The following is a 17,920-nucleotide window of genomic DNA, read 5'->3' as shown; positions in this document are numbered from 1 at the left end:
GGCTGGATTACTTCTTCTCGGCCGGGGCTTCGGGCTTCTTGGCGGCTTCCGTCGCCTTCTTCGGCTGGGCCAGAGGCTTGCCGGCGAGGAGGGTGTCGATCTCGTCGGTCAGCTTCTTGCGGATGTCCGGGCTGTAGCCGACGTGGGCCGACTGGACGACGCCCTTGCCGTCGAGCACGACGAGCGTCGGCAGGCCTTCGACCTGGAACGCCTCGCCGACCGAGTTGCTGGGATCGAGGGCGACGAGGCCGACCGAGCCGGCGCCGAAGTCGACCTTCTTCTCCTTGAGCGTCTCTTCGACGAGCTTGCGGACCTCGGCCAGCTCTTTCGGGTCGCGGTCCTGGCTGAGGGCGACGACCAGGACGTTCTTCTTGTCCTTGGCAAGTTCGTCGACGAGCTTCTGGATCTCGGGAAGCTCGATCAGGCAGGGGCCGCACCAGGTCGCCCAGAAGTCGATGACCACGACCTTGCCGGCCAGCTCGGCCTTCTTGAGGGTCCGGGTCTTGCCGGGGCCGTCAAGGACGGTGAGCGTGAAGTCGGGGGCGGGCTTGCCGACGGCGTCGTTGACCGCGAACTTCTGTTCTTCGCCGTCTTCGCCGCCGGGCTGCTGGAACGACTCGACCTTGGCGAAGCCCGCGGGGGGCTGGTAGGCGAACGACCGGTCCTTGGCAACCGCGGTCGAGACGACCCCCGAACTCCATCCCAGCCGCTCGACCTTGATCGGCCGACCGGCCTGGGCGCTCTGTTCGAGCTGCTTGGGATCGATCACGAGATCGATGGCCTTCAGCAGCTTGGCGCCGCCGTCGACGACGAGCCGAAGGTCGGGGCCTTCGGTCTGGTCGATGAGCAGGGTCTGCCCCTTCGGGTCGGCGGGGTCCAGTTGTAGCGACCCGCCGAGTTGTTCGACGACCTTCAATGGCTCGGGAGACGTCAGCAGGTTGACGAGGATGTACATCGGCACGCCCGACGGTCCGCCGAACAGCGCCGCGCCGATCGGGCCTTCGCGGAAGGTCTCGACGCTCAGCTTCTCGGGGGCGTCGGCGGAGATAAACTTCTTCTGCGGGATCACGGCAGTCGTGAGCGTCTTACCGTCGCTGATCATCCGCACCGGGCCGGCGTCGAGATCCAGCTTGTTGGGCCGGACGAAGGTCAGCTTCAACGGAACGGTCTGCTTCTCGGCCTTGTCCGCGACGGTCATCGACACGATGAACTCGCCCTGGTCGGAGTAGCTGCCGAGCGCCTGGTACGCCTTGACGACCTCTTCAAGCAACGCCCGGGCCTTGGGATCGGCCGGTTTGGCCGGGGCTTTGATCGTCGGCGGCTTGGGGTCTTGCGCCAGGACCGCGCCCGAGACCAGCGTCAGGCAGATCGCCGTCGCCAGTCGCGTGAACCGGGCGTGCGTGCGGAAAGTCGAAGCCATGAATCGTCCTTCACCTTGATCGTTCGAGAGGACGGATCGGCGACCGCGCTCTGGAGCCCGCCCGCAATTCCGGTCCAGTCAATAAGAGCCTTCATCGTAGCCGGCCGGCGCGCGTTCCGTCGAGGTACGAACCTGGGCTCGTGAATTCCTCGGCGCGCCGGACGGCGACGTCCCGGCATTGACCTTCGAATCGATCTTCCGCGGCTCGGGGCCCGGCCCGAAGGCTTGGCCCCGGCCATCCGCTGGGAGGCTCGCAACGATCAGCGAACGACCCGGCGGGATCGAAGAACCGCCCCGCCCATGGAGACCATGCCCAGCAGGCCCATCACCAGAGCCGAGGGTTCCGGCACGGCCGGCGCGCTCGCGGTGACGATCTCTGGGATGTTATAGGAGCCGAGCCGCGCATCCGTCGAGTAGATCGTCGCCGAGGAGAAGGAGGTGGTCGAGATCAAGCCGGCGAAGACGAAGGTCGAGGTGTCGTAACTCGCGCTGCCCGTGACCGCATTTCCGACGGACGTCGAAATCCCGTAGTTCCCTGAATTCGGATTGACGTTGAAGAAGATTCCGAAAGCGTTGACCGGGGTCGCGAAGGTCACGGTGAACGAGTCGCCACCGAAGAAAAACTGAGCGCCGCCGCTCTGTCTCCCCCCGAGGCTCAGCCCCGAAAAGCTGTTGTACAGACTGGTAATGTCCCCGCCGAGCAGGGTGCCGGACGGCCCCGCTGTGAAGGCGCTGTAAGTCAGCCCATTAAAGGAATCGCCGGCGTTGATCAAGTTCCCCGCCGTGAACCCCGCGTAGTTTTCGGTCGCGACGGCGAACCCGCCGAGGCCCGCCGTGAACGCGGCCGAGCTTGTATAGGTTGTTACAGCCGCGTCGGCTCTCCCGGCCGAGACGATCCCCAACCCGATCAACGCCGCAGTCGCCATCAATCTTCGCACCGAAGAACCAACCATCGACCATCTCCTCTCGGGCAGAGAGCCCGTGACGCTTCGCGCCATATATTAAGTAGTTCAGCGCCCCGAAACGACCTTGGGATTTCACCCCGGCGACGACGCCGAGAATCAGGGGGGCCAAGCACCAGAGGAGGATAGTGCGAGGTACGGGCGAAACCTAATTAACATGTCGAGTGATGCATATTATCGTCGCCCAGGCGGCATCACAGCGCCTTAACGTCTCGAATATCCAACACGGCGCGCCGACGAGGATGGCTTGAAGCATCGATCGCATGGAGCCGCAATACGGAATACGAGCCGTGGACCGCCACGGTCGCCTGAACGCCGCCGGCCGACGCGTCCTGAATTCGCCTCGGCCGGCCGCGACTTGCTTGCCGCGGTTTATTCGGCGTCGTCGGCCGCGCAGCAGGGGCGGGAGGGGAGCTTGTGGCCGAGCTTGTCGCGCTTGGCGTCGAGGTAGCGCTCGCGCTGGACCTCGTGGGGGGCGATGATCGGCACCTGGTCGACGACCTTCAGGTCGTAGCCGTAATAGACGAACGCGCTGGTCTTCTTGGGGTTGTTGGTCAGGAGCCGGACCTTGGTGAGCCCCAGGTCCTTGAGGATCTGGAGACCGATGCCATAGTCGCGCATGTCGGCCCGGTGGCCCAGGGCGTTGTTGGCCTGAACGGTGTCGAGCCCCTCGTCTTGCAGGCTGTAGGCGCGGATCTTCTCGATCAGACCGATCCCCCGGCCTTCCTGCGGCAGGTAGATGAGCGCGCCGACCCCTTCGTTCCCGATCATCTCCAGGGCCATGTGGAGCTGGTCGCCGCAATCGCAGCGGAGCGAGTCGAGCAGGTCGCCGGTGAAGCACGAGGAGTGGAGGCGGACCAGCGGGGCCTCGACCGACTGGAGGTCGCCCATCACGAAGGCCACCGGCTCGTTGCCGGGCTCGTGCTGGACCCGGTAGCCGAGAATCCGACCCTGGCCGTACCGAGACGGCAACGCCGATTCGGCGACGCGGTCGACCAGCTTCTCGCGAATCCTGCGGTACTTGATCAGGGCCTCGATCGAGACGATCGGCAGGTTGTGCTCGCGGGCGATCGCGTGCAGCTTCTCGGCGCGGGCCATGTTCACGCCGTCGGTGATCTCGCAGAGCACGCCGGCCGGCGACAGCCCGGCGAGCCTCGCCAGGTCGACGGTCGCCTCGGTGTGCCCCGCGCGGCGGAGCACGCCCCCTTCCTTGGCGACCAGCGGAAACAAATGCCCGGGCCGTAACAGCTCGCTCGGCCGCGTGGCCGGATCGACCACCGCGGCGATCGTCCGGGCGCGCTCCGTGGCGCTGATGCCCGTCCGGCACGAAACGTGGTCGATGGGGACCGTGAACGGCGTCTCGTAGGGCGCCGTGTTGTGATCAACCATCGCCCCCAGATGCAGCCGCGCGGCGACTTCGGGCAAGATCGGCATGCACACCTGCCCGCGCCCGTGCGTGATCATGAATTCGATGATCTCGGGGGTCGCCTTTTCGGCGGCGACCACGAAATCACCCTCGTTTTCGCGGTCTTCGTCGTCGACGACGATGATGACGCGACCTTCCTTGAGGGCCTGGAGGGCGTCGTCGATCGTCGAATATTCGTCAGCCATCGGCCGTGCAACCTCCGGAAGTCGTCTCGCGAAGCGGTCCCGCCTCGGGCCGGTCGCGGGATCGGCCCTTGCTTGATCATTCTATTGTACGCGCGGGACCGCTTCGAAATCACGGCCGGGTCGTGGATCAGGGCAGCTCGCGAAGCCGGATCTCCTTGAATTCGACCGGCGAGCCCTCGGATTCCAGGCAGAGGAAGCCCGACGCCGGCTTGCATTCGGACCCTCCCGAGACCTCCTCGCCGTTGACCCAGAGCCGGATCTCGCCGTTGACGCCCCGGACGTAGTAGTGGTTCCACTGGTTCAGGCCGAGCGACAGTTGCTTGGTCGGGAAGCTCCGCGAGCCGTCGGGCGAGAGCGGCGGGAACGGCTTCATCTTCGACGTGCCCACCGGGAAGACGTCGCCGTGGGTCGTGAACCAGTCGGGCTTCTTGCCGGTCTGCTTCTCGTACTGCTCGGCGTAGCCGTGGTCGAGGATCTGGACCTCGATCCCCCCCGGCGGCAGGTGATTCGGCTTGAGGCCCTCAAGCGCCTTCTCGGGCGCCCAGACGAAGACCCCCGAGTTGCCGCCCGATTTCAGGTGCCGCCACCGGAGGACCAGCTCGAAGTTGGTGACCGGCTTCTTGATCCGGATCACGCCCACCGGCGTCCCCTTGCAGTGGAAGACCCCGTCCTTCCAGGTCCAGGTGTCCGGGTCGCCGTTGACCGGCGCGAAGTCGGCTTCCTTCAGCTCGCGCCAGCCCGGGCCCGTCCCGTGCAAGACGTACCCCGGCGCGCGGGCCGGCTCGTCGGCCGTCGCCGCCGTCGCAAGCGTCATCATCATCGCGACCGTCGCGGCCCAGCTCCAGATCGACCATGGGCGTTTCATCTTACCAGGCTCCTTGCAGGCTAGTTTCTTGATGTTCGGCGCGCTCCGCGCCGTCGCGTCGCGATCCGGTTATACCCGGAACGCAGGACGGTCACGAGAGGCCGGCGGGTTCCGCGCGATCGCCCGCTTCGATCCAATCTTGCGACGATCTCGACGAACTGCCTCCGCCTGGATATGTGTAGGCGATCGGACTCGGGCCGGTTCCAGGCGGGAGAAACGCAACGTGATCCACAAGCCCCTGAACATCCTGTTGCTCGTCGCGATCGCCTCCGGCGGCTTCCTGGCCTGGCGGAGCGGCGACGAGCGCGGCAGGCTGACGTCGACCTACCTGCGGCTGAAGCAGATCACCGGCGACTTCCCGATCGAAGACCCGTCGAACGTGCATTTCCTGGCCCTGGATACGGGGGAGAAGCTGAATTTCGCCTGGCGGGTCTACATACCGCCGAACTACACGCAGGTCGTCAAGCTACTCCAGGGGAATCAGAACACCTCGTGGTCGAGTTCCTGGTCGAGCGGCGCGGTTCAGGCGATCGCACGGGTGCGGATTCGCGAGAACAACCAGGGCCAGCTCATGATCTACACGCAGATGCCCGGCGGCAGCAGCCTGATGAGCCTCGGCGACCCGGCGCTCGCCGGTTTCCTGCGAGACCGCTGGAACGAGGTCCGCGTCGAGCAACTGGGGACGGACGGCGTCGCGACGATCGCTCCCGACAAGCCGGCGGTGGTGCTCCGGATGACGCTTCCCGATTCGATGGCGGACGAGGCCCGGAAGAAGCTCGAACCGTTCATCGTGGAACGACACGTCCCCGTTCTGATCAACATGCAACTCGACCCCAACGCGCCAAGGCCCTGATCGACCCGCTCGGCATTGGAAGGAGACGCCCGTGTCGGAATCCTCGGAAGCGGCGGCCCCGGCCGGCCACCGGCCCGGTCGGAAGCCCTGGCAGTTCGGGCTGCGGACGGTGTTCCTGATCACGGCGGCGATCGCCGTCTGGACCGCCGTCTTCGCCAACCGACGCGAGAGCGAGATGCTCCAGTCGCGCATCGCGGCTATGCGTCCGCTGGCGAGAGAGCTGGTGATCGACGACCCGAATCGGATCGCCGTCGTGAAGCTCGACGAGTTGTGGTACGACGAGAACGTCTGGGACGTCCACCTGCCCACCGGCCGCTATCGGTTGTGCATGGTCACGCGCGGGGTCGGCCAGGAAGGAGTCGCGGCCGCGACGAAGAGCGCGCCGATCGCGGCGGGCCGGCATCGCCTCGCCCTCGACCAGACGCAAGAAGGCGACGTCCGGCGGATCAGCGTCGCCTGCGACGGCGCCAAGCTGCTGGAGACGACCGAGCCGAAGGAATGGGACGCCGGGGTGGGGTCGACGGGCGGCAGCCAGTACTCGATCAGCGCGCAATCCCCGGCCGACCAGCCGGCCGTCCTGTTCCGCCGCCGCTTCCACCTCTCGACGACCGGAGGCCGGACCTCAGCGCCCGCCGAACCGAGCAACGGCCTCCTGGTCTGGATCGAGCCGGCCGACGCGCCGAAGCCCGAGGCGATTCCACGAAAGATCGACTGACCGGACCATGATTCTCAGCTTCGCCGCCGAGCCCAGGCACTTACTACGGGTTCTGCCGTTGACAACTACGGCGAAACCCGTAAACTCCCGACTGTCGCCTGGAACCGCGTCCTGAAGCTGGGAGTTCTTGCCGTCATGGTACGTCCGCGAGCCGAACAGCCGACGCCGGCTGAGCTGGAGATCCTCAAGGTCCTCTGGGAGCGCGACGGGCCGGCGACGGTGCGCGACGTGCTGGAGGTGGTGAACCGGCGGCACGATCCGCCTCGGGCTTACACATCGGTCATGAGCCTGTTGAACGTCATGGTCGAGAAGGGCTTGCTGGGCCGCTTCCCCAAGGGACGCGCCTTCGTTTACGTGCCGGCGGAGCCGCGCGATCAGACGCTCCGTTCTTTGCTGGGCGAGACGCTCGAACGGGCCTACAGCGGTTCGGCCAGCCTGCTCGTCGCGCACTTGCTCGACCAGTCCGCGCCTTCGCCTGAGGAACTCGACCTGATCCGATCGCTCCTCGACGACTATCAGGACCGCAGCTCGAGCGAAACCACGGAAGGAGGCGATCGATGCAAGCCCTCGCGATCGAAGCGGCCCCAGGGATGAGCGGGGGCTTGCTCTGGCTCGCCCTGCTGCACGGCCTCTGGCTCGGCCTCGCCGCGGCCGGCGTCGTCGCGCTGGTCTTCCAGGCCCGCTGGACGCTCTCGCACCGGGCTCGGCACGCGATCCTGCTCGGCGCGCTCGGGCTGGTCGCGATCGGCCCGCCGGTGCTGTCGGCGTTCCAGCGTCTCGCCGACTGGCGCGACCCCGGAGTCGACCCGATGGGCATGGAGACCTTGGTCGCCATGTCGTCCGACCCTTCCGCGATTTACGCGCCGGCCGCGACTTCGGCCCCCGCGACGCTTCATCCTGGAGAGGTCTCTCCCGTGGCGAAGCTCCGTCGTTCCCTGAGCGCCGCGCTCGATCGCATCAGCGCGTTCGCGCAGGCGGCCCGACCGGCGGCGCTGGCCGTCTGGTCGCTGGCCGTGTTGGGCCTGACGGCGGTGCTGGCCCTTGGCGTGAGGGGGTTGAGTCGACTCCGCCGTGAGGCGTCCCCAGCGCCGATGGCCGTGCGGAAGCGCGCCCGAAGGCTGGGCCGGCTGTTGCGGCTCGGGAACATCCCGGCGATCCGGGTCCACGCGACGCTCGCCGAGCCCTGCCTCTGCGGCGTCTTCCGGCCCGTCGTCTTGCTGCCGGCGCGATGGCTGGCTATGGCCCGCCCCGAAGCGCTCGACGCGGTCCTCGCCCACGAGCTGGCCCACGCGAGGCGGTTCGACCACCTCGTAAACCTGGCGCAGCGGATTCTCGAAGTCTTGCTGTTCTTCCACCCGGGCGTCCACTGGCTGTCGCGCTCGCTGCGCCGCCAGTCCGAGCACTGCGCCGACGCTCTGGCCGTCCGCCTGACCGGCGACCCCTTGGCCCTGGCCCGGGCCCTGGAATCCATGGCGAGGTTCCGCGCCGGCCCCTCGACCCAGCGTCCGCTCGGCGCGTCGTTCGGTGGCGAAAGCACGTCCCTTCTTCCTCGTATTCAGGAGCTGATCGGCATGACGCCCATTCGTCCCCGCTCTCAAGTCTGGCCCTTCGCCGCCCTCCCTTCGGCCGCCGCCGTCGCCCTCGTGGCGGCCTCGATTGGATTCGCCGACGATCAACCGGCGGCGGCCTCACCCAAGGCCGCGCAAGCCGCCAGCCCGACGCCCGCCGTTCGGGCTCCCGCCACGCCGCCGGCCCCGGTCGAGGACGACCGGCAAATCTCATATGAGGTCCGCTTCATCAACTTGGCGGCGCGGCCCTGGCGCGACGGCCTTAAGGGTCGGATCACGCACTTCGGGCCCGAGTCCGACGACCACGGGTGGGTTGTCGACGAAGAGGGGATGAAGCTCTTGACAAAGCGACTCTTGAGCGACGCCACGTTGAACATCCTCCAGGCTCCGAAGGTAACGTCGTTCTCAGGTGCCAGAGCCCGGATCTTCGTCGGTTCCGATGGTTCTCGTGATCGCGGCCCCGTCGAAGTGAAACGGGTGAACGACGAGGAACTCAAGAAATTCCAACTCGGTCTCATCGACTTCGAGAATTCCAAAGTCGACGTCACGGGTACTTTCTCACCACGTGGGACGCGCATTTCGGTCGACCTCGACGGCCCATCTCGCGGCATCAAGCGACGTAGTCGGACAGAGAGCCCAAAGGCCGAAACGACGCCCAGCCAGCTAGACGTCGACGCGTTCCACTATGAAGGCTCAGCCGAGGTCCCAACGGGCTCCAGCCTGCTGGTCAGCATGGGGCGCCACGAGAGCCGGGTCGGCGGCGAGTCGGTGACCCGCGAGCAATTGATCGTCGTCACGCCGCGCCGCATCGAGATCGAGGACGAAACTGCGCCGATCAAGCCCGCCAAAGTGTTTCGCAGCCCGGCCGATCTTCCCAGCCCTCGTTGATCCTCGCCAGCCTCCTCTCGACGGGCCGGGCCGGCGATGGCCCGGCTCGCCGCGTTTTCAGCGGTCCGCCTCTTCCTCGGTCGGCATCGTGACCATGCCGCCGGCGAGCATGTCCCAGTACGCGACCTTGCGGACGTCGACGCGGAGGAGGGCGACGTCGGGGTCGTCGAGGCCCTGGGCGAACCAGGGGCGGTAGACGGGGCTCCACAGCTCCTCGATCTTGTCGCGGTCGCGGACCAGGGCGGCCTTTCCGGAAACCGAGACGTAGCGGTGGTCCTCCGGCGCGGCGTAGCTGACGTTGACCTCCGAATCGTGGAGAATCTCGTCGACCTTGCCGGAACCGGACTTCGTGAAGAACCAGAGCGCGCCGTCGAACTCGGCCTCCTGGGTCGCCATCGGCCGGCTGTGCAAGGTTCCGTCGGGAGCCGTGGTCGTCAGCATCGCGACCTTCACCCCCCGGATCATGAGCGCGACTTTGCGCACTCCCGCGGCGGCAGCAGTTTGAGTGTCCATGACGTCGCCTCTTTCCGTCTCGCTCGTTGTGGTGGATGCGTCGGGCGCGGCGTCCCACGTCCAGGGGCCGGACCGTCCGCGTCTCTCGTCTCGAGTGCAATGCAATTCCCGTACCGCCGACAGCTTCAGCCGGATCGGCAAGCGGTTTGCATATCAAAAACCTGGGGTATGACATCGAACGATCGCGTACCACGATCTTTCCTTGAGACTGAGACGAGGAGTGACGACCATGAGCCATGACACGATGTCCACAACCAGTTCGACCAGCCGGAAGATCTGGCCGGCCGACATGAGGCAGTGCAACCGGGTGAACGTGGGCGAGGCGGAGCGTCTGGCGTCGGTGATGGGGGGCGGCGTGCTCGCCCTGCTGGGCCTGGCGCGAGGCGGATTGACGGGCTCGGCGATAGCCCTCGGCGGCGGCGCGCTGGTGTATCGCGGGATCACCGGGCATTGCGAGGCGTATCACGCGCTCGGCCTGGACACGCATCGGCATCACTCGAAGGGCGAGACGCCCATCACCGCGTGATCGATCGACGGTTCGAGCCGGCGGCGGCGACGGAGAAAGCAGGAGCGGCGAAGGCCGTGCTTTCTCATTCTCCGGTAAGACGATCGATTTTCTTTTGCTCGGCGCTTCAGACTCCTTACCATAAGGGATCGCCTTGGTACGACGCGGCTTTCCGGATCGCTCCTCGGTCGAGAAGCGGGAAGGCCGGGCCGTTCGGGCGTCGATTTCTTTCGAGGAGGTTGCGCGGATGCTGAATCGACGTGGGTTGCTGCGGACGCTCGCCACCCTGGGTGTGGCCATGGTGGTCGTGATGGGCTCGGTCTTCGCCGACGAATTGCTCGGCGTGATCTCGAAGGTCGACCGCGACACGAAAAAGCTCACGGTGATCGAGAAGGGGACCGACAAGGAAGTGGTCGTCGAGATCAACGACGACACCGAATACGTGACCCCGAAGGGCACCTCGAAGGTGGATCTCGAGAAGCTCGAGACCCGCATCACGAAGGCCAAGGAGAAGGGTGCCAAGGGCGTCCGGGTCAAGATCACCCACGAGAAGAACGTCGCCTCGAAGATTGAGGCGGTCGCGAAGAAGAAGGCCGAAGCTCCAGCCCAGTGACGACCCGTCCGCTTCCCGCCGCCGGCTCGCGAAGACGCCGGCGGCGGCGCCTTGCTTCGGACGGCGGGGCTCGCTACGGTTTCTTGCAGTGTCACGTCGCGCCGGGGAGAGTTCTCGCAATGCCGGCCAATCTTCCCCCCCAGTACCTGAAAGCCGAGCTCGAGTACCGGGCCCTCGCCAATCCCGGCGACCGCCTGGAAAAGCTTCGCGAGCTGTACCGGATGCTGCCGAAGCATAAGGGGACGGAGAAGCTTCAGTCGGACCTGAAGCAGAAGATGAGCCGGCTGAAAGACGAGATCGAGGGGGCCGGGCCGGGGGCCAAGAAGCAAGGGCCGAGCCATCGCCTGCCTCATGAGGGCGCGGGCCGGATCGTGCTCGTCGGGCCTCCCAACGCGGGCAAGAGCGCGATCCTGGCGGCGCTCACCAACGCCAAGCCGGAGATCGCCGCGTATCCGTTCACCACCCGGGCGCCGCAGCCGGGAATCCTTGACTATCATGGAGTCGCGGTGCAGCTCATCGACCTGCCGGCGATCTCGCCCGACTTCCTCGAACCCTGGGTCCCCGGAATGATCCGGTCAGCCGACGCCGCGATCCTCGCCGCCGACCTGGCCAGCGACGACGTGGCCGAAGGGCTGGACGCCGCCCTCGATCGCCTGGCCGCCGAGCGAGTGCAGCTTGTGGGCGAGCTGCCGTTCGACGACGACGACGAATCGACCCGGCACGTCAAGACGGTGATGGCCGCGACCAAGCTCGACGCGCCCGGGGCGGGCGACCGGCTCGAAATCGTCCGCGAGTGGTTCGGGACGCGGTTTCCGATGCTGCCGGTCTCGGCGGAGTCGGGCGAAGGACTGGAAACGCTCCGCGAGGCGGCATACCATTCATTAGGGCTTCTTCGCATCTATACGAAGATCCCAGGAAGACCGGCGGATCGGACGAAGCCGTTCACGGTTCCCATCGGCAGCACCGTGCTCGATCTGGCTCGCGAGGTTCATCGGGATTTCGAGTCTTCGCTCAAGTTCGCCAAGATCTGGGGGAGCGGCGTCTTCGACGGTCAGAGCGTGAAACGGGATCATGAGCTGCACGACGGCGATATCGTGGAGCTGCACGCGACATGACGACGAAATGCAATCCTACGGCTTCCTCGCAGTGCTCTCAGGCCCGTCCAGGTCGGGACGACGGTCGTACTGAAACTTGGGCTGCGACTGGCCCAGCGGGAAACACGATGAAGGCAACAGCTCTGATCGTGGAGGACCATCCGGAGCAGGCGGGGCTCGTCTCCCGGATACTCCGCCTACGCGACTTCTCGTCGATGATCGCCGCCGACGGCGAGACGGCGCTCGTGCTGGCCCAGAAGCACATGCCCGACGTCGTGCTGCTCGACCTGATGCTCCCCGACATCAACGGCTTCGACGTCTGCCGACGCCTGCGGACCGATCGGGCGACGATGCTCGTCCCCGTCGTCATGCTCACCGCGCTCGACGACCGCCAGCACCGCGTCCACGGCTTCCGCGTCGGCGCCAACGCCTACGTCACCAAGCCCTACGGCGTCGACCAGCTTTTCGAAGCGATCGAAACCGCCCGCGCCTGGCGCGAAAGCATGCTCCTACGCAGCCTCCACGGCGAGGTCCACGTCGAACTCAACAGCGAGATCACCCTGCTCAAGGATCTCAACGACTTCCTGATGAACGTCTGCCAAACCACGCCGCTCTCGAACGACCAGGTCATGCAGATCCGCCAGGCCGTCATGGAGATGGCCCAGAACGCCATCGAGTGGGGCAACCAGCACCAGTCCGACCGGCTGGTGAGCATCACCTACCGGGTCCACGAGGACCAGCTCGAAATCGTGATCCGCGACCAGGGCTCGGGCTTCGACCGCGGCGACCTGCCGCACGCCGCGGCGCCCGACGACCCGTTCTCGCACCTCGACGTCCGCGATAAGCTCGGCCTCCGCGCCGGCGGGTTCGGTATGCTGATCTGCCAGGGGATGGTGGACGAGATGAAATACAATCGATCGGGCAACGAAGTCACCCTTCTGAAGCGTTTTCCCAGGTCGGAAACCTCCTGAAATCGGCCCCGACGCGCACCGTCGATGCACGGCCGATTGGAGTACCGCGTTGCCGCCCATCATCGAAGGTCAAGACTTTCAGACGACGGCCCTCCGCGAGGCCGCCGAGCCACCGCGCGCGCGGCGACGGCCGATCGTGCTCGTCGTCGACGACGAGGTCGAGGTCCTGCAATCGCTCCACGACCTGCTCCGCATCGACTACCAGATCGTTACCCGCGACAACGGCGAGGAGGCCCTCGCATTCCTGGCCGCGACCCCCGACGTGGCGGCGATCCTCTCCGATCAGCGGATGCCGGGGATGACCGGCGTCGAAGTCCTCCGCCGCGCGGCGGCCGTCCGTCCCGAGACCACCCGGCTCCTGTTCACGGCCTTCTCCGACCTCCGCACCGTCATCGACGCCGTCAACCTGGGGCACGTGTTCCAGTACCTCGCCAAGCCCTGGGACCCCGACGAGCTGCAACGGGCGATCCGCCAAGCCGTCGAGCGCCGCGACCTGATCGTCGAGAAGAACCGGCTCATGGCCGAGCTTCAAGCCGCCAACGCACGGCTGACCGAAGCCAACCGCCTCAAAACCGCCTTCCTCCAGGTCGCCAGCCACGAGTTGAACACGCCGGTGACCGTCATCCTCGGCCTGGCCGACCTCTGGAAGCTGTCGCAAGGGCCGACGGCCTCGCCCGCGGAACACGCCTGGATCGAGCGGATCAACGCCGCCGCCGGCCGCCTGGCCCGGACCGTCGGCCGGATGTTCAAGCTCGTCGAAAACGACGACTTCACGCACACCCTGAGCATCGAGACCGTCCACCTCGAAACCCTGATCCAGTCCACCCTCGCCGCGTTGGCCCCTTATCTCGAAGCGCGCGGGCAAGACGTCGCGGTCGACGTCCAGGCGGATCTCGAACCCATCGCCTGCGACCCCGCCAAGATCCACGACGTGCTGATCAACCTCGTGGCCAACGCGATCAAGTTCACGCCCGACGGCAAGACCATCCGGATCGAAGCCCGCGACGACCCCGACGAGTCGGATTCGGTCCGCGTCGAGGTTCAGGACCAGGGCGCCGGCGTCGCCCTCGCCGAACAGCGCCACCTGTTCGAGCCCTTCTTCACGGGGTTCGACACCCTCCACCACTCCTCGGGCGAGTACCAGTTCGACAAGCGGGGGATCGGCCTGGGCCTCTGCCTCGTCAAGACGTTCGTCGAACTCCACGGCGGCCGGGTCGAAGTCGCCACCGCCCCCGGACGCGGCTCGACCTTCGCCTTCGTCCTCCCTCGTCGTCAGCCTTGACCTTAAACCGACACTGTCAAGACCGCCGTGGGCCTTCGCTCACTCGGCGGCGAGGCGGTAGCCGACGCCGGCTTCGGTAAGGAGGATCTGGGGGCGGGCGGGGTCGGCCTCGATCTTGTGGCGCAGGTGGCCCATGTAGACGCGGAGGTACTGGGTCTGCTTCGTGGCGTGCGGGCCCCAGACTTCTTTCAAGAGCTGCTGGTGGGAGACGACCTTCCCCGCATGCTTGATCAGCGTCGAAATCAGGCGGTACTCGATCGGCGTGAGGCGAAGCTCCTGGTCGTCAAGGAAGACCAATCGCCGCACGAAATCGACGCGAAGGTTCCGGACGACGAATTCGGGGTTCTCAGTCGCGTCGCCGCGGCGATTCCCGTGACGCAGGGAGACGCGAAGCCTCGCGAGCAGCTCGCCGACGCCGAACGGCTTGGTCAAATAGTCGTCGGCGCCGGCGTCGAGCGCCGCCACCTTGTCGGCTTCCTGCCCACGGGCCGAGAGCACGATGATCGGCACCGACGACCACTCCCGCACCCTGCGAATGACCTCCAGGCCGTCGTGGTCGGGAAGGCCCAGATCCAGGACGACGAGGTCCGGCTGCTGCGTCGCGGCCTCGCGCATGCCCCCCTGGGCCGTATCGGCCTCGATCACGTCATACCCATTGGCGTTGAGCGACGCGCGGAGAAAGCGCCGGATCGGCGGCTCATCCTCGATCACCAGGACGCGAGTATCGTTTGCAGACATGATGTTCCACCTGAATTGTTCATGCGTTTCGCTCCCGAAATCAGGAGGCCTCCGCTTCCGGTTCCATGGGGGCCGCGTCGCCCAGCGGAAGGCTGAACCGGAAGACGGCGCCCCCCCCGGGACGGTTCTCCGCCCAGATCCTGCCGCCGTGCAGGTTGACAACCCCCCGGCATATGGCGAGGCCGAGCCCCGCGCCGGTGCGGTTCAGGGAATGCGGCGCGCGGCGGAACTTCTCGAAGATCCGCTCCCCCTCGCCTTCCGGCAACCCGGGGCCGCGGTCGGCGACTTCTACTACGATCGCTTCGTCGCGCACCTCCACCTTCACGTCGATCGGCGACCCGCTCGGCGAATACTTCGCGGCGTTCTCCAGGAGGTTCTGGAGCACCTGCTGAATGAGCGTGCCGTCGCCCGCGAACAGCGGGAGGTCCGGCGGCACGTCCGACCGCACCGGGTGGTCATGAAGCGGACGCGCGAGCCGCCCGTAAACCACGCCCAGCAGTTCCTCCATCGACTGCCAGTCCTTGTTCGGCAGGAGCGCGCCCCCTTCGAGCCGCGTCGCGTCGAGGAGATTGCCGACGAGACGGTTGAGCGCCTCCGATTCTTCGAGGATCGACTCCAGCAGCTCGCGGCGCATGCTCGAGGGGATGGCGTCGCCGGCCTCGACCAGGGCGCTGCTCGCGCCGGCGATCGCCGTCAAGGGAGTGCGCAGGTCGTGGGAGACCGAACTCAACAGTGTGTTCCGCATCCGCTCGGTCTCGACTTCCACCTTGATCCGCTCGGCGTCCTCGGCGTACCGCAGTCGCCCAAGAGCGACGGCCGCCTGGCTCGCCAGGGTCTCGACGAGGTGGAACCGTTCCGGTTCGTTCAGCAGCTCGGGGCTCGACGGCCGCACCCCCAGCACGCCGACGGCCTGCCCGGCGTCGATCAGGGGGAGAAACAGGGCCTCGGCCGAAGGCAACGTGTCGGTCCCAAGCCCGGCCGTCCGCCGGTTGTCGTGGACCCACCGGGCGACGGCGAGGTCGCGCTCGGAAAGCGTGAATCCACCCGGCGACGGGTGGGCCGCCAGCCCTTTCGACGGGTCGGGAAGCAAGACGACGACCTGAGCGTCGCACGCCGCGCCGGCGTCCCGCACCACCGCCCGGACGACGTCGTCCAAGGTCAATAGGCCGGACAGCGCCTTGGTCAACGAGTAAAGCGCCGAGGTCCGCTGCTCGCGACGCCTCGCGAGGTCGGCCTGCATCCGAACGCGACTCATCAGCGAGCTGATCACCAGCCCGGTCGCCAGCATGACGGCGAACGTGAACAGGTATTCGGTGTCGCCCACCGCGAAATTCATCTGCGGTTCGACGAAGAAAAAATCGAACGCGGCCACGGCCAGCACCGAGGCCAGCACCGACGGCCCCTGGCCGAACTGGAGCGACGCCAGCACGACGCCGATCAGATAAACCATGATCACGTTCACGGATGCGGATCGCATCGAGACCAGCCAGCCCACCCCCGTGCAGACCGCGATGATGAGGGCCGACCCGAGGTAGGGGAGGCGGCTCGAAGTTTTCTGGGCGGCTGGTCGACCGCGCGGCGATCCGCCGTCGGTCTCGCCGCTGATGACGTAGACGTCGATGTCGCCGCACTTGCGGGTCAGCTCGTACACGAACGATCCCCGCAGCAGCTCCTTCCAGCGCGGCTCCTGGGGCTTGCCGACGAGGATCTTGGTGACGTTCTGCCGACGCGCGTAGTGCAGCAGCTCATCAATGACGTTCACCCCGCTGAGCGTCGCCGTCTGCGCGCCCAGGCGTTCCGCAAGCTGGAGGTGCCGCTGAAGCCGTTCCCAGTCGACGCCCCCGAGGCCCACCGTCGCCGGGGTCTCGACGTACACGGCGATCCACGGGGCGTTCAGGCTCGACGCCATGCGCCGCCCGGCCCGGACGAGCCGGCCCGAGAGCGGGCTGGGGCTCACGCACACCAACAGCCGCTCGCTGCTCTGCCAGGTGCCGGAGATCGCGTGGGCCTGGCGATAGCCCTGAACCTGGGCCCCGACCCGCTCGGCCGTCCGCCGCAGCGCCAGCTCGCGAAGGGCGAACAGGTTCCCCTTCTTGAAGTAGTTGTCCATGGCCCTGGCCGCCTGGCCCGGGATGTAAACCTTCCCTTCCCGCAGCCGCTCGATCAGGTCGTCGGGGGGCAGGTCGATCAGCTCGACCTCGTGCGCGGCGTCGAAGACGGCGTCGGGCACCGTCTCGCGGACCACCACGCCGGTGATCCGCGCGATGACGTCGTTCAGGCTTTCCAGGTGCTGGACGTTGAGCGTTGTATAGACATTGATCCCCGCGTCGAGCAGCTGGTCGACGTCCTGCCAGCGCTTGGCGTGCGTCGACCCCGGCGCGTTCGTGTGCGCCAGCTCGTCGACCAGGATCAGCTTCGGCTTCCGCTTGAGCGCCCCTTCGAGGTCGAACTCTTCGAGCGTCGTCCCGCCGTGCTCGACGCTCCGCCGGGGCAGGAAGTCGAGGCCCAGGGTCAAGGCCAGGGTCTCGCGACGCGCGTGCGGCTCGACGTAGCCGATCAGGACGTCCTCGCCCTCGGCGGCGACCTCGCGGGCCGCGCCGAGCATGGCGTACGTTTTCCCAACCCCCGGCGCCGCACCGAAGAAGATTTTCAACCGCCCGCGCGTCGAGTGTTCGCCGTCGGATTCCACCTGGGCCAGCAGAGCGTCGGGGTCGGGTCGGATTTCTCTCATCGAACCGAATCGCTCCCGCGGCCGAGTCCGTCGAGCGCGAGGTTGAGCTTGAGGACGTTCACGCGCGCTTCTCCCATCAGGCCGGAACTCCGGCCCAGGACGTGCTGGGCGACGAGCCCGCGCACCTGCTCGACGGGCAGGTGCCGTTCACGCGCCACGCGCTCCACCTGGAACTCGGCCGCCGCCGGACTGAGGTCCGGGTCAAGGCCGCTGGCGGACGCGGTGACGAGATCGATCGGGACCGGTCGGTTCGATTCCGGGTCGCTCTTCCGCAACGTCGCGATCCGCTGGCTGACGGCCTCGACCAGGGCCGGGTTGGTCGGCCCTAGGTTCGAACCGCTCGACGCGGCGCCGTCGTAACCGTTCGGCCCGGCCGCCGAGGGCCGCGACCAGAAGTAGCGCGGGTCGTCGAACGGCTGGCCGACGAACTCCGAGCCGACGACGACGCCGTCCCGAACGATGAGGCTGCCGTTCGCCCGGTATGCGAACAGGGTCTGTGCAATCGCCGACACGATCAGCGGGTAAGCGACCCCGGTGACCACCGTGAGCAGGATGAACGTCGTCAGCGCCGGTCTTAGTTGAGCTCTCATG

At 66.9% G+C, this 17,920-nt stretch carries 17 protein-coding genes; 9 read left to right on the top strand and 8 right to left on the bottom strand.

All coding sequences use genetic code 11. The annotated features are described in order from the left end of the window. Positions 1 to 7 precede the first annotated feature (7 nt). From BSF38_RS18970 to BSF38_RS18955, 4 genes are all read right to left on the bottom strand, one after another. Positions 8 to 1,420: a TlpA disulfide reductase family protein gene (locus BSF38_RS18970; RefSeq protein WP_076348246.1), complete on the bottom strand. Its 1,413-nt coding sequence runs from the start codon at positions 1,418 to 1,420 to the stop codon at positions 8 to 10. A gap of 260 nt (positions 1,421 to 1,680) precedes the next feature. Continuing rightward, on the bottom strand, positions 1,681 to 2,193 hold the full coding sequence (locus tag BSF38_RS18965) for a PEP-CTERM sorting domain-containing protein (RefSeq protein ID WP_145952228.1): 513 nt from the start codon (positions 2,191 to 2,193) through the stop codon (positions 1,681 to 1,683). 561 nt (positions 2,194 to 2,754) lie between these two features. Beyond that, the gene (locus BSF38_RS18960) at positions 2,755 to 3,993 is read right to left on the bottom strand and encodes a bifunctional 3,4-dihydroxy-2-butanone-4-phosphate synthase/GTP cyclohydrolase II (RefSeq protein WP_076348242.1); all 1,239 of its coding nucleotides are present in this window, start codon (positions 3,991 to 3,993) and stop codon (positions 2,755 to 2,757) included. 127 nt (positions 3,994 to 4,120) lie between these two features. Then, positions 4,121 to 4,858, bottom strand: a complete 738-nt coding sequence (locus tag BSF38_RS18955; RefSeq protein WP_076348240.1) for a 3-keto-disaccharide hydrolase — start codon at positions 4,856 to 4,858, stop codon at positions 4,121 to 4,123. Positions 4,859 to 5,081: 223 nt separating this feature from the next. Here BSF38_RS18955 and BSF38_RS18950 point away from each other — a divergent pair, with 223 nt between their 5' ends. From BSF38_RS18950 to BSF38_RS18935, 4 genes are all read left to right on the top strand, one after another. Further along, positions 5,082 to 5,711: a hypothetical protein gene (locus BSF38_RS18950; RefSeq protein WP_076348238.1), complete on the top strand. Its 630-nt coding sequence runs from the start codon at positions 5,082 to 5,084 to the stop codon at positions 5,709 to 5,711. A 31-nt stretch (positions 5,712 to 5,742) separates the two neighbouring features. Next, positions 5,743 to 6,426, top strand: a complete 684-nt coding sequence (locus BSF38_RS18945) for a hypothetical protein (RefSeq protein ID WP_237170521.1) — start codon at positions 5,743 to 5,745, stop codon at positions 6,424 to 6,426. 135 nt (positions 6,427 to 6,561) lie between these two features. Then, complete coding sequence (locus BSF38_RS18940; RefSeq protein WP_076348236.1) at positions 6,562 to 7,020, top strand: BlaI/MecI/CopY family transcriptional regulator; 459 nt, start codon at positions 6,562 to 6,564, stop codon at positions 7,018 to 7,020. Continuing rightward, positions 6,984 to 8,882: a M56 family metallopeptidase gene (locus BSF38_RS18935; protein ID WP_076348234.1), complete on the top strand. Its 1,899-nt coding sequence runs from the start codon at positions 6,984 to 6,986 to the stop codon at positions 8,880 to 8,882. Before BSF38_RS18940 ends, BSF38_RS18935 begins: the two co-directional genes overlap by 37 nt. Before the next feature lie 57 nt (positions 8,883 to 8,939). Here the strand turns inward: BSF38_RS18935 and BSF38_RS18930 are convergent, their stop codons facing one another. Next, positions 8,940 to 9,395 carry a pyridoxamine 5'-phosphate oxidase family protein gene (locus BSF38_RS18930; RefSeq protein ID WP_076348232.1) on the bottom strand — a complete coding sequence of 152 codons (456 nt, stop codon included), beginning with the start codon at positions 9,393 to 9,395 and terminating at the stop codon, positions 8,940 to 8,942. Positions 9,396 to 9,624: 229 nt separating this feature from the next. Between BSF38_RS18930 and BSF38_RS18925 the strand changes: the two genes are divergently transcribed. From BSF38_RS18925 to BSF38_RS18905, 5 genes are all read left to right on the top strand, one after another. After that, positions 9,625 to 9,921 carry a YgaP family membrane protein gene (locus tag BSF38_RS18925; protein ID WP_076348230.1) on the top strand — a complete coding sequence of 99 codons (297 nt, stop codon included), beginning with the start codon at positions 9,625 to 9,627 and terminating at the stop codon, positions 9,919 to 9,921. A gap of 226 nt (positions 9,922 to 10,147) precedes the next feature. After that, on the top strand, positions 10,148 to 10,513 hold the full coding sequence (locus BSF38_RS18920) for a hypothetical protein (RefSeq protein ID WP_076351123.1): 366 nt from the start codon (positions 10,148 to 10,150) through the stop codon (positions 10,511 to 10,513). Positions 10,514 to 10,632: 119 nt separating this feature from the next. Then, positions 10,633 to 11,628: a GTPase gene (locus BSF38_RS18915; protein WP_076348228.1), complete on the top strand. Its 996-nt coding sequence runs from the start codon at positions 10,633 to 10,635 to the stop codon at positions 11,626 to 11,628. 107 nt (positions 11,629 to 11,735) lie between these two features. Next, positions 11,736 to 12,578, top strand: coding sequence for a response regulator (locus BSF38_RS18910; protein WP_076348226.1), 843 nt, complete (start codon positions 11,736 to 11,738; stop codon positions 12,576 to 12,578). Positions 12,579 to 12,627: 49 nt separating this feature from the next. Beyond that, on the top strand, positions 12,628 to 13,860 hold the full coding sequence (locus tag BSF38_RS18905; RefSeq protein WP_237170520.1) for a sensor histidine kinase: 1,233 nt from the start codon (positions 12,628 to 12,630) through the stop codon (positions 13,858 to 13,860). A gap of 39 nt (positions 13,861 to 13,899) precedes the next feature. Here the strand turns inward: BSF38_RS18905 and BSF38_RS18900 are convergent, their stop codons facing one another. From BSF38_RS18900 to kdpC, 3 genes are read right to left on the bottom strand one after another with little or no spacing between them, the layout of a single operon-like run. Then, positions 13,900 to 14,598 (bottom strand): response regulator, encoded by a 699-nt coding sequence (locus BSF38_RS18900; RefSeq protein WP_076348224.1) that lies wholly within the window; start codon positions 14,596 to 14,598, stop codon positions 13,900 to 13,902. A gap of 40 nt (positions 14,599 to 14,638) precedes the next feature. Then, positions 14,639 to 17,329: a sensor histidine kinase gene (locus tag BSF38_RS18895; protein WP_076348222.1), complete on the bottom strand. Its 2,691-nt coding sequence runs from the start codon at positions 17,327 to 17,329 to the stop codon at positions 14,639 to 14,641. Next, positions 17,326 to 17,919 (bottom strand): potassium-transporting ATPase subunit KdpC, encoded by a 594-nt coding sequence (gene kdpC / locus BSF38_RS18890; RefSeq protein WP_076348220.1) that lies wholly within the window; start codon positions 17,917 to 17,919, stop codon positions 17,326 to 17,328. The genes BSF38_RS18895 and kdpC overlap by 4 nt, the downstream gene beginning before the upstream one ends. Position 17,920 lies beyond the last annotated feature (1 nt).

This window comes from Paludisphaera borealis (genome assembly GCF_001956985.1).
Lineage (GTDB): Bacteria > Planctomycetota > Planctomycetia > Isosphaerales > Isosphaeraceae > Paludisphaera > Paludisphaera borealis.
This window is presented reverse-complemented; position numbering and strand designations above follow the sequence as displayed.

Bases quoted from the DNA above. Each gene is read 5' to 3' on its own strand.
- kdpC (WP_076348220.1), bottom strand. From the start codon at position 17,919: ATGAGAGCTCAACTAAGACCGGCGCTGACGACGTTCATCCTGCTCACG.
- BSF38_RS18955 (WP_076348240.1), bottom strand. From the start codon at position 4,858: ATGAAACGCCCATGGTCGATCTGGAGCTGGGCCGCGACGGTCGCGATG.
- BSF38_RS18910 (WP_076348226.1), top strand. From the start codon at position 11,736: ATGAAGGCAACAGCTCTGATCGTGGAGGACCATCCGGAGCAGGCGGGG.
- BSF38_RS18930 (WP_076348232.1), bottom strand. From the start codon at position 9,395: ATGGACACTCAAACTGCTGCCGCCGCGGGAGTGCGCAAAGTCGCGCTC.
- BSF38_RS18940 (WP_076348236.1), top strand. From the start codon at position 6,562: ATGGTACGTCCGCGAGCCGAACAGCCGACGCCGGCTGAGCTGGAGATC.
- BSF38_RS18895 (WP_076348222.1), bottom strand. From the start codon at position 17,329: ATGAGAGAAATCCGACCCGACCCCGACGCTCTGCTGGCCCAGGTGGAA.
- BSF38_RS18970 (WP_076348246.1), bottom strand. From the start codon at position 1,420: ATGGCTTCGACTTTCCGCACGCACGCCCGGTTCACGCGACTGGCGACG.
- BSF38_RS18915 (WP_076348228.1), top strand. From the start codon at position 10,633: ATGCCGGCCAATCTTCCCCCCCAGTACCTGAAAGCCGAGCTCGAGTAC.
- BSF38_RS18935 (WP_076348234.1), top strand. From the start codon at position 6,984: ATGCAAGCCCTCGCGATCGAAGCGGCCCCAGGGATGAGCGGGGGCTTG.
- BSF38_RS18920 (WP_076351123.1), top strand. From the start codon at position 10,148: ATGCTGAATCGACGTGGGTTGCTGCGGACGCTCGCCACCCTGGGTGTG.
- BSF38_RS18900 (WP_076348224.1), bottom strand. From the start codon at position 14,598: ATGTCTGCAAACGATACTCGCGTCCTGGTGATCGAGGATGAGCCGCCG.
- BSF38_RS18960 (WP_076348242.1), bottom strand. From the start codon at position 3,993: ATGGCTGACGAATATTCGACGATCGACGACGCCCTCCAGGCCCTCAAG.
- BSF38_RS18925 (WP_076348230.1), top strand. From the start codon at position 9,625: ATGAGCCATGACACGATGTCCACAACCAGTTCGACCAGCCGGAAGATC.